Source organism: Azospirillum melinis (genome assembly GCF_013340935.1).
Classification (GTDB): Bacteria; Pseudomonadota; Alphaproteobacteria; order Azospirillales; family Azospirillaceae; genus Azospirillum; species Azospirillum melinis.
This window is the reverse complement of the sequence record NZ_WHOS01000009.1, coordinates 83,702-99,045: the sequence shown is the minus strand read 5'-3', so window position 1 is coordinate 99,045 and position 15,344 is coordinate 83,702. Positions and strand designations below refer to the sequence as shown.

The window sequence follows — 15,344 nt, the reverse complement described above, 5'->3', positions numbered from 1 at the left end:
CTGGTCCTTTCCCACTCCGCCCTTCCCATTCCGAGGAGCACACACCCATGGCCCCCGCCGCCGGCAAGCCCATCCCTCGTGCGACGTACCGGGTCCAACTGAATGGCGAGTTCGGCTTCGACCGTACCGCCGCCATCGCCGACTACATCGCCCGCCTGGGCGTCAGCCATCTCTACGCCTCCCCCTACATGAAGGCGCGGCCGGGCAGCACCCACGGCTACGACATCGTCAACCACAACGAGTTGAACCCGGAGGTCGGCGACCAGAACGACTTCCGCGATCTGGTGGAGGCGCTGAAGCGCAACGGGCTCGGCCAGATCCTGGACTTCGTTCCCAACCACATGGGGGTCGGTGGCTCCGACAACGAATGGTGGTTGAACGTGTTGGAGTGGGGGCCGGAAAGCCCGTATGCCGGGTATTTCGACATCGAATGGGAATCCGATTACCGCTATCTCCAGGGCAAGGTTCTGGTGCCCTTCCTGGGCGACCAGTATGGCGCGGTGCTGGTGTCGGGCGGGCTGGACCTGCGCTTCGATCCGGAAACCGGCAGCTTCGCCGTCTGGGCCTATGAGAGCCACAAGCTGCCGGTGCGGCCGCAGGATTACGGCACCATCCTGGGCAGCGATCACCCGGATCTGGAGCGCATCGGCGATGCATTCGCCCATCTTGCCTACGCCCGGCCGCATCAGATCGCGCGGGCCGGCGTTCAGAAGGCGGAATTGGCGACGCTGGTGGCGACACGGCCGGACGTGGCCGATGCGATTGCCCAGCGGCTGTCCGTCTTCCGGGGCTATCAGGGGGAGATCGACAGCTGGGGCCACCTGCACGAGTTGATCGGCCGCCAGAACTGGCGCGTCGCCTATTTCAAGGTCGCTGCCGACGACATCAATTACCGGCGTTTCTTCAACATCAACGAACTGGCCGGCCTGCGCATGGACGAGCCGGAGCTGTTCGACGTCGCCCACCGCATGGTGCTGGGGATGGTGGCGGACGGCACGCTCGACGGCATCCGCATCGACCACATCGACGGGCTGATCGACCCCAAGGGCTATTGCGAGCGGCTGGTCGCCGCGTCCTCCAAGCCCTTCTATCTGGTGGTCGAGAAGATCCTGGCCCGGCATGAGCGGCTGCGCGAGGATTGGCCGATAGACGGCACCACCGGCTATGAATACGCCAACCTGATGGGCGGCCTGTTCGTCGATCCCAAGGCGGAGGAGGCTTTCACCCGTCTCTATGGCGACTTCATCGGACGGCGCGACAATTTCGAAGAGGTGGTGCGGCAGTGCAAGATCCGCATCATGGAAAGCGAAATGGCAAGCGAGCTGAACGTGCTGTCGCGCAAGGCGGCGCGCATCGCCCGCTCCAACCCGGCCACCGCCGACTTCACCGCCAACATCCTGCATCAGGCGCTGAAGGAGACCATCGCCCGCTTCCCCGTCTATCGCACCTATGTCGACGGCGGCGTGCCGAGCGATCTGGACCGCCGGGACATCGATTGGGCGATCTCCCAGGCGCGGCGGGTCGAGCAGGGGCCAGACGGTTCGGTCTATGATTTCCTGCAACGCCTGCTGACCACCGATCTGGTGGCCGCCCCCAAGAGCGGCTACAGCCACCGGCAGGTCACCCGCTTCGCCATGCGCTTCCAGCAATACAGCGGGCCGGTGATGGCCAAGGGGCTGGAGGACACCGCCTTCTACCGCTACAACCGGCTGGTGGCGCTGAACGAGGTCGGCGGCCATCCCGACCATTTCGGCGTCAGCGTCTCCGCCTTCCACCGGGCCAACCAGGACCGGGCCCGCAACTGGCCGGGCAACATGCTGGCCAGCACGACCCACGACACCAAGCGCGGCGAGGACACCCGCGCCCGGCTCTACGCCCTGTCGGAGATGCCGGAGGAGTGGGAGCGGCAGGTCCAGACCTGGAGCCGGCTTCTGCGCGCCCGCCGCGGCGACGTGGAGGGCACCGCCCCGCCCGACCGCAACGACGAGTATCTGTTCTACCAGCTGCTGCTCGGCGCATGGCCGGCGGAACTGACCGGAGCGTCGGTCGACCGGATCGAACAGCCGGCGATGACGGCCTTCGCCGAGCGCATCGTCGGCGCCATGACCAAGTCGATGCGTGAGGCCAAGGTGCATTCGACCTGGGCGGCGCCCAACGAGGCCTATGAAGGCGCGGTCGTCAGCTTCATCCACGATGCGCTGGACGTGACCCGCCGGAATGCCTTCCTTGAGGTCTTCCTGCCCTTCCAGGCGTCGCTGGCGCGCATCGGCATGGTCAACGGCCTTGCCCAGGCCCTGCTGAAGCTGACCAGCCCCGGCGTGCCCGACATCTATCAGGGCTGCGAGCTTTGGAACCTCAGCCTCGTCGATCCGGACAACCGGCTGCCGGTGGACTATGACGCCCGTCGCGAGCTGCTGGAGGAGGTCGAGGGTGTCGTGGAGCATGGCGCGGTCGCCGGCCTGCTGGAACGCTGGACCGACGGTGCGGTGAAGCTGGCGGTGACCCGGCAGGCCCTGGCGGTCCGCGGCGAGATGCCGGAGGTCTTCAGCGCCGGCGAGTATCTGCCGCTGGAAGCGACCGGTGAGCGTGCCGACCATGTGGTGGCCTATGCCCGCCGCAATGGGGACGAGACCGTGGTCGTGGCAGTGCCGCGGCTGGTCGGGCAGCTGGGTGAGAACCCCGATTGGGGCAACACCGCCATTCCGCTGCCGCGCGGCACCGGCTGGCGCAACCGCCTCACGGGGGCGGAGGTTGAAGGCGGCGATGCCGTGATGGCGGCGAGGCTGTTCGCCGACCTACCGGTGGCCCTGCTGTCCAACAAGGGCTGACGACCAGCCTGGAACGGGAAAGGGCGCGCGGGTGACCGCGCGCCCTTCTTCTTTACCGTACTGCTTGGATCAGCGGGCGGTGCTGCCGGTGCCGGTGGACGAACCGCCCATCGAGCCTGACGGCTGCTGGGTGCCGACCGGGCCGTCGGAACCGGTGCCCATCGAGCCGCTGTTGCCCAGGCTGTTGCCGCCGGTGCCGTTGGTCGAGCTGGAAGAGCCGGAACCGGCCATCGACCCGCTGCCCAGCGACGAGCCGCTGGACGACGAGCCGCTGGTGGCGCCGCTCTTGCTGTCCACGCCGCCCATGCTGCCGCAGCCGAGCTGGTTGTTCGACGTGCAGGGTGGGTTGGTCTGGTTGGAATTGGTGCTTGAGCCGGCGCTGTTGGCCGCCGGGCTGCCGGAGATTGAACCGCTGTCGGCGGCGAAGGCCGGGGCGGCCATCAGGGCCAGAGCGGTGGCGGCGCCGATCATCAGGCTCTTCATGAGGATTCCTTTCGCTGGGCGGCCCGTCAACGCCGGATGGCGGCGGGCCGAAAACTTGTCCCTTGGGGTCCGGTTCGTCCCCGCTTGCCATCACACCAACAATCCCGGCCAGGAATGATTGCGCGGCAGGTCGAAACGAAAACGCCCGCCGAGGGGGCGGGCGTTTTCCGGCATCTCAAGGACGGTGAACGGTCAGGCCGTGCGCGCCTTCGGCAGGCCGGCGGCCATGGCGGCGGAGCCGTGGAAAATCTCCAGCGCGGCCGGCGTGGAGGACGGGCGCAGGCCGCCCAGGATTTCCCCGGCGGCGCCGACAGCCTGGACCAGCGCGTCCGGCATCACCGGCTTGCGCAGCAGGCCCATGGCGAAGGCGCGGGCTTCCGCCGCATGGTGATCGAAGCCGGTCATCAGCAGCGACGGAATGCCATTCTCTTCCCACAGGCGACGGGCCAGGACCAAGCCATTCTCCCCACCGGCGAGATTGACGTCGACCAGCGCCAGTTCGGGACATTCGCGGGCACCGACCCGCGTAGCCTTGGCGGCGTCGCGCAGCGGTCCAACCACGGTATAGCCCGCATTCTCCAGAACGGCCTTCACGGCCGGACCGATCAGCGGATCGTCCTCGACGACAAGCACCTTCAAGACGGCATGCTCCCTTGAATGACGGTGCGGGCTTATAGCCCGTTCCGTCCGGTTTCCGAAGCCTGTTCGGCTTCGATCAACTGAACCGCCCATGTTTGTCGCGGTTCCGCTCCGTTCAAGAGGTCGAAGGGGTACCCCCTTCCGGTCATGGCGCCCTACTGAACGTCCGGGTTGGAAACATACACCATCGCAGAGCGTTTTACCCGGACGCGAGAGAGGATACACGCAATGGCATTCGTCGAACTGACCGACACGTCCGGGGAAACCGTTTTGGTGAACCCCATCGCCGTCGCCTATCTGCGCACTGGGGGCGACGGCAGTACCGATCTGTATTTCGCCGGCCGGGCGGAGCCGCTACGGCTGACCGGGGCGCCGTCGGACATCGTCCGCGCCCTGGAAAACGCCGCGCCCACCCCGCCCGATCCTACCCTGTCGCTGCTGGCCTGACGATAAGCTCAGGCGCAACCTTCTGGTTCAGCGGGGGTAATTCGGCGCGCGCTTCTCGAAGAAGGCGGTGATTCCCTCCGCCGCCTCCGCCCCGTGCAGGGCCTCGACGAAGAAGGCGGCCTCGCGGTCGAGCTGGTCGTCGGGCGCGCCGAAGCCGCTCTCGATCAGCCGCTTGGCCCGGCCGATGGCGAGCGTCGGCCCGTCCGCCAGCCGACCAGCCCAGGCGAGCGCCTCGGCCAGCGTGGCGCCGGGCGCCACCACCCGATTGACGATGGCGAGCTGGGCCAGTCGCGCCGCACCGATTTTGCCGCCTTCAAACATGATCTCGGCCGCCAGCTGCGGCGTCGCCGCACGGGCGAGGAAGGCCGACGCCCCTCCGTCGGGGTTGAGACCGACCTTCACGTAGGCGAGCGTGAACACGGCATCCTCCGCCGCGACGATGAGGTCGCAGCCGAGCGCCACCGAGAACCCGGCTCCGGCAGCAGCCCCTTCGACGGCGGCGATCACCGGCTTGGGGCAGGTGCGCATGGCGCGGGTCCAGCCGTGGAAACGTTCCAGGCTGGTGCGCGTCACCTCCGGGTCGGCCTTGGCGTTGCCGAGCAGCCGGCCCAGGTTGCCGCCGGAACAGAAGGTGCCATTGGCACCGGTCAGGACGATGGCGCCCACCCCCGGATCCTCGGCCGCCTGCACCAGCGCATCGCGCGCGGTGGCCATCATCTCCGGCCCCAGCGCGTTCTTGGTGGCCGCGTCGTCCATCGTCAGCACCATCACGCGGCCCTGGCGCGCGACGGTCAGTTGTCCACTCATAGCTCGGTTCCCTCCCGGTTTTCGCTGCCCGGCCGGTATTTGAACATGCCTTCCGACGTGGCGATCAGGGCGCCGGTATCGGCGTGGCGGATCTCCGCCGCAATGCCGATGATCTTGCGCCCGCCGCCGCGCAGCCGGCCGGTGGCGACCAGCGTACCGGTGCGCGCCTGACCCAGGAAGCTCGTCGACAGGGACAGCGTCACCACCCGCCGCACCCGGCCGGGGAAGGGACAGTATGTTGCCGAGAATCCGGAAACCGTGTCCAAAAGCGTCACCAGAACCCCGCCATGCACCACGCCGGCCCGGTTCAGGTGGCGGTCGTCGATAGCCATCGTCAGCTCCGCCTCGCCCTCCTCCCAGCGACTCAAGGCGTAGCCCAGCAGGCGCTGGAAGCCCGATTCCGGCTCCCCGTTCAGCAGATCGTTCATACCCTGTTCGTCCATCCCCTGCCCCATCACGCGGCTGTTTCGTGCGCGAAGTAAAGCGCGTGAAGACGCTCCAGGTCCACCCGGTCGCCGCGTTCGGACAGAACCACTTTGCCCGACTGCATCAGATAGACATGGTCGGCGATCTTCAGGGCGCGGCTGGTGTTCTGCTCCACCAGCAGGATGGTCAGCCCCTCCGCCCGCAGCCGCGCCAGGATGCGGAAGATCTCGTCGACCACCACGGGGGCGAGGCCGAGCGACGGCTCGTCGATCAGGCAGACGCGCGGCTGTTCCATCAGGCCGCGGCCGATGGCGAGCATCTGCGCCTCGCCGCCCGACAGGGTGCCGGCGATCTGCCCACGGCGCTCCGCCAGCCGCGGGAACATGTCCATGACCATCGCCTTGTTGCGCTTCCAGTCCTTGCGGCAGCCGCGCGGGAAGGCGCCCATCATCAGATTGTCCTCCACCGTCATGTCGGGGAAGATCATCCGGCCTTCCGGGATCATCACCAGCCCGTCGGCGACCCGGTCCCAGGTCTTCACCGTCTTGCGGCTCTGCCCGTCGACACGGATGTCGCCGGAGGCGGCGGGCACCAGCCCCATGATGGCGCGCAACAGCGTGGTCTTGCCGGCACCGTTCGGGCCGACGATCACCGTCGTCTTGCCGGCTTCCACCGACAGCGAGACGTCCCACAGCACGTTGATCGTGCCATAGCCGGCCCGCAGCGCCAGGATGTCGAGTGCGTTGGTCATGATGCCTCTGCAAGGGTGGTCTCGCCGGTGTAGCTGCGGATCACGTCGGGATCGCGGAACACCGCGCCGGGGGAGCCGTCGGCGATGATCTGGCCGAAATTCAGCACCAGCACCCGCGGGCAGAGCGCGGCGATGGTGGCGATGTCATGCTCGATGATGACCATGGCGAGGCGGTAGCGGTCGCGCACTGCCGCCAGCCGTTCCATGAAGGCGCGCTTGCTGCTGGTTTCCAGTCCGGCCAGCACCTCGTCCAGCAGGAGGAGGCTGGGCTCGGTCGCCAATGCCTTGCCGACCTCAAGAGCCTTGTGCTCGGTCAGGGCCAATTCGCTGGTGGCGTCGCGGTCGGCCTTGTCGCGCAGGTTCAGGATGTCGAGGATCTCGTCGATCCGCCTCAAATCCTTCTTGCCGGCGCCGAAGCGCTGGGCAACCAACAGGTTCTCCCGCACCGTGCAGTGGCCGAAGGGGCGCGGGATCTGGAAGCTGCGGCCGATGCCGAGCCGTGCCCGCTTCCATTCCGGCAGCTTCAGCAGCGAGGTGCCGCGAAAGTCGAGCCGCCCGGCGGTGGGGCGCACCACGCCGGAGATGACGTTGAACAGCGTGGTCTTGCCGGCGCCGTTGGGGCCGACCAGACCGATGCTTTCTCCTTCGGCGACGGAGAAGCTGGCGCTTTTCAGCGCCTGGACGCCGCCGAAATTGACCTGGACGCCTTCAAGCGTGAGCATGGCGGCCCTCCTTCACCGGGCGGCGGCGCAAGGCCGGCATCAGGCCGCCGGGGCTGAGCAGGATCATGGCACAGAGCAGCACGCCCAGGATCATCTGGTGGCCGTGCGGCAGGATCGGCTTGAACAGCAGCTGGTCGACCAGATAGATCGCCAAGGCCCCCACCACCGGCCCCCACACCGTGCGGTAGCCGCCGAAGATGGCCGCGGCGATCGGCAGCACGGTCCAGCCGCTGGAAAAGGCGTAATCGGGGTCGAGGAAGCTGATGAAATGGGCATTGAAGGCGCCGACCACCCCGGTGATGAAGGCCGACAGCACCAGCATCGCCGCCTTCAGGTGGGTGCTGGGCACGCCGACGACGCGGGTCGCCACCTCGGTGTCGTGCATCGCCTTCAGGGCGAGGCCCCAGGTGCTGCGCCGGATAGCGTCATAGGCGAGGGCCGCCAGCACGACGACGGTTAGGACGATCAGGTAGCCGCCCAGCTTCTCGCCGAAATCGAAGCCCAGGATTTTCGGAAAGCGCGGGATCGACAGCAGCCCGCCGGCCCCGCCGGTGACCGGCGTCATCTCGGTCGTCAGAATCTGGAAGATGTGGGCGTAGGCGAGGATGGCGAGGGCGAAGTACGGGCCGCGCAGCCGCAGCGCCGGCAGCATGGCGATGGAGGACACCGCCGCCCCCACCCCGCCCAGCAGCATCGCGGCGAAGACCGGCACGCCCAGCTTCATCGCCAGCACGGCGGAGGTGTAGGAGCCGACCCCGAAGAAGGCGGCGTGTCCGAAGCTGACCATGCCGCCGAGATTGCCGAGCAGTGCCCAGGCCACCGCCACTCCAGCAATGGTCAGCGCCGCGACGATCAGCCCCAGCACATAGGCATTGCCGCCGAACAGCAAAGGCACGCCGACATAAGCGACGGCGAGTACGGCGATCAGAAGAAGACGGTTCATCGAAGGATTGCTCATCGCGCCAGTGCCCTCCCCCCGCCGAACAGGCCCGAGGGCGAGACGAACAGCACGACCAGGAACAGGATCATTCCAGCCAGCTCCTGCAACGAGGCCGACAGGTAGGTGACCGTCAGCGATTCGATGACGCCGATCATGACGGCGCCGATCAGCACGCCGGGGATCGAGCCCATGCCGGCCAGCACGGTGATGATGAAGGCCTTGACCGTCAGCACATGGCCCAGCGCCGGGAAGACGGTCTTGCCGGTGTAGATGGCGAAGCCGGCGAAGGTGGCGAGAAGCGCGGCGATCAGGAAGGACAGGATCTCGATCTTCCGCGGATTGACCCCCATCAGCGTCGCCGCCGCCCGGTTCGACGACAGCGCCCGCACCGCCCGCCCCTGCCAGGAATGGTTCAGCCACCACCAGACGCCGGCCATCAGCACCAGCCCACCGACAAAGGAGGCGACCTCCGCATTCATCGCGAACAGGGTGTCGGCGACGACCAGCGAATCCTGGAACCAGGGATCGGAGGTCGAATGGATGTCGGCCTTCCAGATCGACAGGATGGCGTTGGTCAGGATGATCCCGAGCCCGAAGGTGAGGATCAGCGAGTTGATCTCGCGGTCCTGCCGGATGCGGCTGAGCAGCGCATAGACGATGGCCGACGCCGACCCGACGATCACCAGCGCCACCGGGATCGCCATCACCGGGTTGACGCCATAATTGGTTTCCGCCGCATAGGCGACATAGGCAGCCAGCAGCACCAGCTCGCCATGGGCGAGATTGATGACCCGCATGGTCCCGAACACCAGCGCCAACCCGACCGCCACGGTGGCGTAATAGCCGCCGGCGAGCAGGCCCGAGAACAGTGCCTGGAGCGTCAGTTCGAACATGGGTTGCACCCTGTTGGAGGTGGCCTCATCCCCTTTCCCCGCTTGGGAAAGGCGGTCTCGCTCACCAGGGCACTGCCGGGAAGTTCATCGTTCCGTTGGCGGCGTCCTTCGGCCAGACCAGGACCACCTTGCCGCCCTGGTGCTGGCCCATGCGGTGGGTGAAGTTCAGGTTGTCGCCGTTCCTGTCGAAGGTGACGCGGCCGATCAGGGTGTTGGCGTCGGTCTTCCGCAACTCGTCCGGCAGGCCGCCCTTGGCGAGCGTCCCGGCCTCGTCGGCGCGGACGACGGCGTCGATCAGCAGGCGGGTCTGGACGTAGCCGAACTGGCCCAGATAGTCGGGATCCTTGTTGAACAGCTTCTTATAGGTGGCGGCGAACTCAACCGCTTCCGGCTGGGTGAATTCCACCGGGTAGGGCAGCATCGAGGTGCCGTAGACAGTCTCCATCAGGTCGGGGAATTCCTTGGCCATCTGCGCGGTGGCGAGCGACCAGACGCCGACCACCGCCTTGACCTGCGGTTTCAGCACCTTGGCTGCGCGCAGGATGCCGACATAGTCGTTCTCGTAGCCGACCATGGCGATGACGTCGGGACGGTCCTGCAGCTTGACCTTGTTCATCAGCGGCTTGAAGTCGCTGGTTGAGCCGTCGAATTCGTGCATGCCGACCGTGACGCCCTTGGCGGTCAGCGCGCTGTTGACCTGTTTGGCGAGGCTGCTGGTGGCGTCCTTGTTCAGATAGACGATGGAGACCTTCTTCGCACCCATCTCCTGCAACATGCCGATCATGGCGAGCGCATACCCGTCGGTGTTGTTGATGCGGAAGAAGGTGGGATAGCCGCGCTGGGTCAGTTCGGGGGAGACGCCGCCCGAGGTGATGTAGACCAGCCCGGCCTTCTGCGCCGCTTCCGACGCCGGACCGATGATGTTGGACCCATAGCCGCCGGTGATCGCCACCACACCGTCACCGGCCAGCTTCTCCACCGCCGCCACACCTTTGGCGGGCGAGGTCTCGTCGTCGATGGTCTGGACCTTGAAGCTGTGCCTGCCGGCATAATTCCTGTTCGCCATCTCTACGGCGACGGAGATGCCCTCATGCATGCCCTGGCCGACACGGGCGAGGCTGCCGGTCAGCGGCAGTTCGGAGCCCAGCAGGAAGTCCTTGGCCTGCGCCGTCCCGGCGCCGAGCGCCGCCGACAGAGCGAGGGCCGAAACGGTTACGAGATTGGCGAGCGTCCGGGTCATGCTTTGGTTCCCTCCCGTGGGCATTGCTTTTTGAGGCTTTGTTTTTCGGAGTTCTGCTCTCTGCGTCAGACGGCCATCACCTCGGCGGCGAGCGCACGGAGGCCGCTTTTCAGCAGCTTGCCGGTCGGGCTGGCCGGCAGGGCGTCCATGGCGACGATGCGCGACGGGCGCTTGTAGGGGGCAAGCCGTTCGGCGGCCCAGGCTTTCAGGTCTTCCTCGCTGGCGCTTTGGCCGGGGATGAACTGGACGAAGGCCACCACCTCCTCGTTGCCGGCGACGGCATGGCCGACCACCGCGGCCAGCGTCACCGCCGGGTGGCTGGTCAGCACCCCCTCCACCTCCTCCGGATAGACGTTGAAGCCGGAGCGGATGACGATCTCGCGGATGCGGCCAACCACGGCGACGCAGCCGTCCGGTTCCAGCCGGGCGACGTCGCCGGTCTTCAGCCAGCCGTCGTCGGTGATCACCTGGGCGGTCAGTGCCGGTTCGCGGTAATAGCCGAGCATCACGTTGGGGGCGCAGACCCACAGTTCCCCCGGCTCGCCGCTGGCCACGTCCAGGCCGGTGACATGGTCGACGAAGCGCATCTCCACCAGCGGCAGGGCTGGTCCAATGGAGGTGTCGCCGCGCGGCGCGTCGAGCCGGGTCTGCGTTACCGTCGGCGAGCATTCGGTCAGGCCGTAGCCGTTGTGCAGCGGCAGGCCGAAGACCCGCTCCACCGCCAGCTTGAGGTCGAGGTCAAGCACCGAACCGCCCGACGACAGATAGCGCAGGGCCGGCGCGGTGGGCGTGCGGCTGGTGACGGTGGCGTGCTCCACCAGCTTTGCATACATGGCTGGAACACCCTGGAACACGGTCACCCCATCCTGTTCCAGCGCCTGCCACACCGCTGCGGGGGCGAAGCGGGGAACCGTGTGCAGGCAGCCACCGGCATAGAGGGTGCCGAGGCAGGTCGAGGCCAGCCCGAAGACATGGCTGACCGGCAGCACGCCGTAGGTGCGGTCGTTGGGGCCCAGCCCGCGCATCCAGCCCGACACCGAGGCGACGAACAGCAGGCCGCGGTGCGACAGCATCACGCCCTTGGGCTTGCCGGTGGTGCCGGAGGTGTAGATCAGCGCGCCGACCTGCCGCTGGTTGCCGGCATGGACCGGCTCCGGTTCGGCGTCCAGCAGCGGGCCGACTGCCATAGGCGGCAGATCCGGGTCGCCGAGCGGCTCCGCGCCATGGCGGGCGGCGTGGGCGGCGGCCTCATGGGAAACCGTATCGGTATAGAAGACCCGGCGCGGTTGGCAGTGGTCGCGGATGCCGTCGATCTCGCGCTCCGACAGGCGGGCATTGACGATGACCGGCCAGGCGTCGCATTCGCTGGCGGCCAGGATCAGCGTGACGGCGGCAAGGCCGTTCTCGCAGACGACCATCACCCGGTCGCCGCCGACCACCCCCAGCCGCTTCAACTGCGCGGCGGCGCTGCCGACCGCCTGGGCCAGCCGGCGGTAGCTCCATTCCTGTGCCCCGTCGAACAGGGCGGGGGCGTCCGGTGTCCGCTCCGCCCAGGCGAGGGCCGCGTGGCTGATGCGCTGCGGCAGCGCCGCCACCATCGCGGCGAAATCGGGAACCGGCCGCCCGGCGGTCATGCCGCCTCCCGAATCATGTTGCGGGCGATGACGAGCTGCTGGATCTGTGTGGTGCCCTCATAGATGCGGAACAGGCGGACGTCGCGGTAAAAGCGCTCGATCCCGTAATCGGCGATGTAGCCGGCCCCGCCATGGATCTGCACCGCTCGGTCGGCGACGCGGCCGACCATTTCGGTCGAGAACATCTTGCAGCAGGCGGCGTCGGTGTTGACGTTCTGCCCGGCATCGCGGCGGCGTGCGGTTTCCAGCACCATGCAGCGCGCGGCATAGGCCTCCGCCCGGCTGTCGGCCAGCATCGCCTGGATCAGCTGGAATTCGGCGAGCGGCTGGCCGAACTGCTTGCGCTCCATGGCATAGGTCAGGCTGTCGCGGATCAGCCGCTCGGCCAGACCGACGCAGACGGCGCCGATGTGCAGGCGGCCGCGGTCCAGCACCTTCATCGCCGTCTTGAAGCCCTGCCCTTCCTTGCCGCCCAGGATGGCGCCGGCCGGAACGCGGCAGTCCTCGAAGATCACGTCGCAGGTGTGGGCGCCCTTCTGGCCCATCTTTTTGTCGATGGGGCCGAGCGACAGGCCGGGCGTCCCGGCTTCCACCAGGAAGGCCGACACGCCGCGGGCATCGCGGCTGTCCAGGTCGGTGCGGGCGAAGACGGTGAAGAGGCCGGCCTGCGGCGCGTTGGTGATGTAGCGCTTGGTGCCGTTCAGGATGAAATGGTCGCCGTCGCGCCGGGCGGTGGTGCGGAGCGAGCCGGCGTCCGACCCCGATTCCGGTTCGGTCAGGGCGAAGGCGCCGACGATCTCGCCGGCGGCCAGACGGGGCAGGTAGCGCTGCTTCTGCTCCGCCGTGCCGTCGATGACGATGCCCTGGGAGCCGATGCCGTTGTTGGTGCCGATCAGCGAGCGGAAGGCCGGGGAGGTCTGTCCCAACTGGAAAGCGACCTGAACCTCGTCCGTCATCGACAGGCCGAGCCCGCCATACTCCTCCGGGATCGACAGGCCGAACAGGCCCATCCCGCGCATCGCGCCGATCACCTCGGCCGGGATGGCGTCATCCTCCGCCACCTTGTGTTCCAGCGGGACCAGCTTCTCGCGGACGAAGCGCCCCAGCGTGTCCAGCAGTTGATCCAAAACGTCCTTGTCCAAGGCCATGCGTGCTCTCCGTCCGGGGAGAATGATTTCAGGGGAAATCAAAAATCGAGGGGCGCCGCCTCGTCTGTTCGTTGGCCACGCTGACAGATGCGGAAATGCCTGTCAACAAAATGAAATTGAATTTCGTTTAACGGAATATATGTGGAGGATTGGAGGTCTGCCGCGCGTCTGCGCGGGCTTGCCAGCCGGATCGAAGCGGTTAACCTTTTTCCCGAAATCACGGCCTGGACTGTCGGGCCGATAAATCGCAGGAGGGTTTGGAATGATCGACCTCTATTTCTGGCCGACGCCGAACGGCCACAAGATCACGATCTTTCTGGAGGAAGCCGGGCTGGATTACAGCTTCAAGCCGGTGAACATCTCCACCGGCGACCAGTTCAAGCCGGAATTCCTGGCCTTCTCGCCCAACAACCGCATGCCGGCGATCATCGACAACGCCCCGGCCGACGGCGGCGAGCCGATCAGCGTTTTCGAATCCGGCGCCATCCTTGTCTACCTCGCCGAGAAGACCGGCAAGTTCTTGCCCGGTGACGTGCGCGGCCGCAAGACGGTTCTAGAATGGCTGTTCTGGCAGGTCGGCGGCCTCGGCCCGATGGCCGGCCAGAACCATCATTTCGTGCAGTACGCGCCGGAGCGCATCCCCTACGCCATGGAACGCTACGTCAAGGAGACCGGTCGTCTCTATGGCGTGATGGACAAGCGCCTTGCCGACAACGAGTTCCTGGGCGGGGCGGAGCTGTCCATCGCCGATATGGCGAGCTACCCGTGGATCGTCCCGCACGAACGCCAGCAGCAGGATCTGGACAACTTCCCCAACCTGAAGCGCTGGTTCACCGCGATCAAGCAACGTCCAGCGGTGGTGCGCGCCTATGAAAAGGGGCAGGAGATCAACCCCAACCGCACTCCCACGGTGAATGAGGACAGCAAGAAGATCCTGTTCAGCCAATCCGCCGACACGGTGAAGCGCTGACCTGCCGCTGCCGGCCCGGCCTCACCCGTCGGGCCGGCAACTTCGTATAGATCCCCAACCCCTTAGCGGCACCCGTTTGCGCCGCACAGACTTTCGGGTGCCCCCGGCGTAGACGGGACCGTTCGTCTGACCAGCGTGTTGTTTTCGGTAGAGAATATCTACCGGAGATGCCGCGCCGATGAGCATCTGGCCACGCACCGACTCCGACGGCACCCTTCCGCAAAGGGCGACCGGTTCCGCAACCCCAACCGACATACAGGTCGCCCTGCATCCCCTGCCCTCCATGCCGGAGCTGGCGCGGGCATGGATGGAGCTGGAAAGCCGCTCCGACTCCTCCTTCTTTCTCTCCTGGACCTGGATCGGGCCCTGGCTGGCGCAGTTGCCGGACGGGATCGAGCCGCAGCTGCTGGTCGCCCGCCAGGGCGGCGAAACGGTCGGGCTGGCCGTACTCTGCCCGCGCCTGCGGCGCCGGTTCGGGCTGCTGCCCAGCCGCTGCTGGATGCTGCACGAGACCGGCGACCGTAGCTACGACCGGCTGTTCATGGAGTATAACGGCATCCTCGCCGACCGCCGTTTTGCCGACGAGGTGACGGACGCGATGCTGCACTGGCTGGGCGGGCGGCTGAGCGCCAATGACGAGCTGGTGCTGGGCGGCCTGACCCTGGCGGCGGAGCGGGCGGCCCGGCGGGTGGCGGCGCGCACCGGCCACACGCTGCAACTGCGCGTTGCGGACTCCGCACAGTGGGTGGATTTCGCCACGGTGCGCGCGGCGGGCGGCGATTTCCGCGGCGGGCTGGGCCGCAACACGCGGGCGGCGGTGAACCGCAGCGAGCGGCTTTACCGGGCCCGCGGTGCGCTGGAACACCGCGTCGCCACGACGGTGGACGAGGCGCTGGAGTATTTCGCCCGGCTGGAGGTGCTGCATCAGGCCGGATGGCAGGCGCGTGGGCAGGCCGGGGCCTTCGCCAATGCCGCCTTCCGCCCATTCCATCGACGGCTGATCGCCGAGGGGATGCCGCGGGGCGCTGTGCGGCTGAGCCGGGTCAGCGCCGGTGGGCAGGCGGTCGGCTATCTCTACAACTTCGTCCACCGCAACCGCGTGCTGAACTATCAGGGCGGCTTCGCCTTCGAGGCCGACAACCGGCTGAAGCCGGGGCTGCTGAGCCATGTGCTGGCCATCGAGGATGCGCTGGCCCGCGGTGAGGATTGCTACGACTTCATGTCGACGCCGGCCGGGCACAAGCCGCTGCTTTCCAACGCCGAACAGCCGATGAACTGGCTGACCCTCGGCCCCGACCGGTTCAGCCGGCGGATGGAGGCGCATGTCCGCCGGGCTCGCGGGGTGATGGCCGATGCGGTCAAGCGGTCGCTGCGCGGATGGATCGCGCCGGCCAAAGGCATTTGAGTGAGGGATCT

Annotated in this window: 15 protein-coding genes; 4 read left to right on the top strand and 11 right to left on the bottom strand. The window is 67.3% G+C overall.

What is annotated here, in order from left to right; genetic code table 11:
• The first annotated feature begins 47 nt into the window (after window positions 1–47).
• Window positions 48–2,828 carry a malto-oligosyltrehalose synthase gene (gene treY / locus GBZ48_RS09305; protein ID WP_174470784.1) on the top strand — a complete coding sequence of 927 codons (2,781 nt, stop codon included), beginning with the start codon at window positions 48–50 and terminating at the stop codon, window positions 2,826–2,828.
• 69 nt (window positions 2,829–2,897) lie between these two features.
• Here the strand turns inward: treY and GBZ48_RS09300 are convergent, their stop codons facing one another.
• Both GBZ48_RS09300 and GBZ48_RS09295 read right to left on the bottom strand, forming a co-directional pair.
• Complete coding sequence (locus GBZ48_RS09300) at window positions 2,898–3,311, bottom strand: hypothetical protein (RefSeq protein ID WP_174470783.1); 414 nt, start codon at window positions 3,309–3,311, stop codon at window positions 2,898–2,900.
• Window positions 3,312–3,503: 192 nt separating this feature from the next.
• Entirely contained in the window at window positions 3,504–3,944 is a 441-nt protein-coding gene (locus GBZ48_RS09295; protein WP_244592578.1) for a response regulator, read from the bottom strand.
• 234 nt (window positions 3,945–4,178) lie between these two features.
• On the opposite strand from GBZ48_RS09295, the gene GBZ48_RS09290 reads away from it, so the two are divergent.
• On the top strand, window positions 4,179–4,397 hold the full coding sequence (locus tag GBZ48_RS09290) for a hypothetical protein (RefSeq protein ID WP_174470782.1): 219 nt from the start codon (window positions 4,179–4,181) through the stop codon (window positions 4,395–4,397).
• 27 nt (window positions 4,398–4,424) lie between these two features.
• Here GBZ48_RS09290 and GBZ48_RS09285 read toward each other — a convergent pair whose 3' ends face one another.
• The 9 genes from GBZ48_RS09285 to GBZ48_RS09245 form a co-directional block, all read right to left on the bottom strand.
• Entirely contained in the window at window positions 4,425–5,204 is a 780-nt protein-coding gene (locus GBZ48_RS09285; RefSeq protein WP_174470781.1) for an oxepin-CoA hydrolase, alternative type, read from the bottom strand.
• Entirely contained in the window at window positions 5,201–5,647 is a 447-nt protein-coding gene (locus GBZ48_RS09280) for a PaaI family thioesterase (protein WP_246307091.1), read from the bottom strand. Before GBZ48_RS09280 ends, GBZ48_RS09285 begins: the two co-directional genes overlap by 4 nt.
• A gap of 11 nt (window positions 5,648–5,658) precedes the next feature.
• Window positions 5,659–6,381: an ABC transporter ATP-binding protein gene (locus GBZ48_RS09275; protein ID WP_174470780.1), complete on the bottom strand. Its 723-nt coding sequence runs from the start codon at window positions 6,379–6,381 to the stop codon at window positions 5,659–5,661.
• Window positions 6,378–7,103 (bottom strand): ABC transporter ATP-binding protein, encoded by a 726-nt coding sequence (locus GBZ48_RS09270; RefSeq protein WP_174470779.1) that lies wholly within the window; start codon window positions 7,101–7,103, stop codon window positions 6,378–6,380. The genes GBZ48_RS09275 and GBZ48_RS09270 overlap by 4 nt, the downstream gene beginning before the upstream one ends.
• Window positions 7,090–8,046 carry a branched-chain amino acid ABC transporter permease gene (locus GBZ48_RS09265; RefSeq protein WP_246307090.1) on the bottom strand — a complete coding sequence of 319 codons (957 nt, stop codon included), beginning with the start codon at window positions 8,044–8,046 and terminating at the stop codon, window positions 7,090–7,092. Before GBZ48_RS09265 ends, GBZ48_RS09270 begins: the two co-directional genes overlap by 14 nt.
• 11 nt (window positions 8,047–8,057) lie before the next feature.
• Complete coding sequence (locus GBZ48_RS09260) at window positions 8,058–8,936, bottom strand: branched-chain amino acid ABC transporter permease (protein ID WP_174470777.1); 879 nt, start codon at window positions 8,934–8,936, stop codon at window positions 8,058–8,060.
• Window positions 8,937–8,997: 61 nt separating this feature from the next.
• Complete coding sequence (locus GBZ48_RS09255; RefSeq protein ID WP_174470776.1) at window positions 8,998–10,176, bottom strand: ABC transporter substrate-binding protein; 1,179 nt, start codon at window positions 10,174–10,176, stop codon at window positions 8,998–9,000.
• 65 nt (window positions 10,177–10,241) lie between these two features.
• Entirely contained in the window at window positions 10,242–11,810 is a 1,569-nt protein-coding gene (locus GBZ48_RS09250) for a class I adenylate-forming enzyme family protein (protein ID WP_174470775.1), read from the bottom strand.
• Complete coding sequence (locus GBZ48_RS09245) at window positions 11,807–12,958, bottom strand: acyl-CoA dehydrogenase family protein (RefSeq protein ID WP_174470774.1); 1,152 nt, start codon at window positions 12,956–12,958, stop codon at window positions 11,807–11,809. Before GBZ48_RS09245 ends, GBZ48_RS09250 begins: the two co-directional genes overlap by 4 nt.
• Before the next feature lie 262 nt (window positions 12,959–13,220).
• Between GBZ48_RS09245 and GBZ48_RS09240 the strand changes: the two genes are divergently transcribed.
• Together GBZ48_RS09240 and GBZ48_RS09235 are read left to right on the top strand one after the other, a co-directional pair.
• Window positions 13,221–13,928, top strand: a complete 708-nt coding sequence (locus GBZ48_RS09240; protein ID WP_174470773.1) for a glutathione binding-like protein — start codon at window positions 13,221–13,223, stop codon at window positions 13,926–13,928.
• 178 nt (window positions 13,929–14,106) lie between these two features.
• Complete coding sequence (locus tag GBZ48_RS09235; protein WP_174470772.1) at window positions 14,107–15,333, top strand: GNAT family N-acetyltransferase; 1,227 nt, start codon at window positions 14,107–14,109, stop codon at window positions 15,331–15,333.
• Window positions 15,334–15,344: the final 11 nt, after the last annotated feature.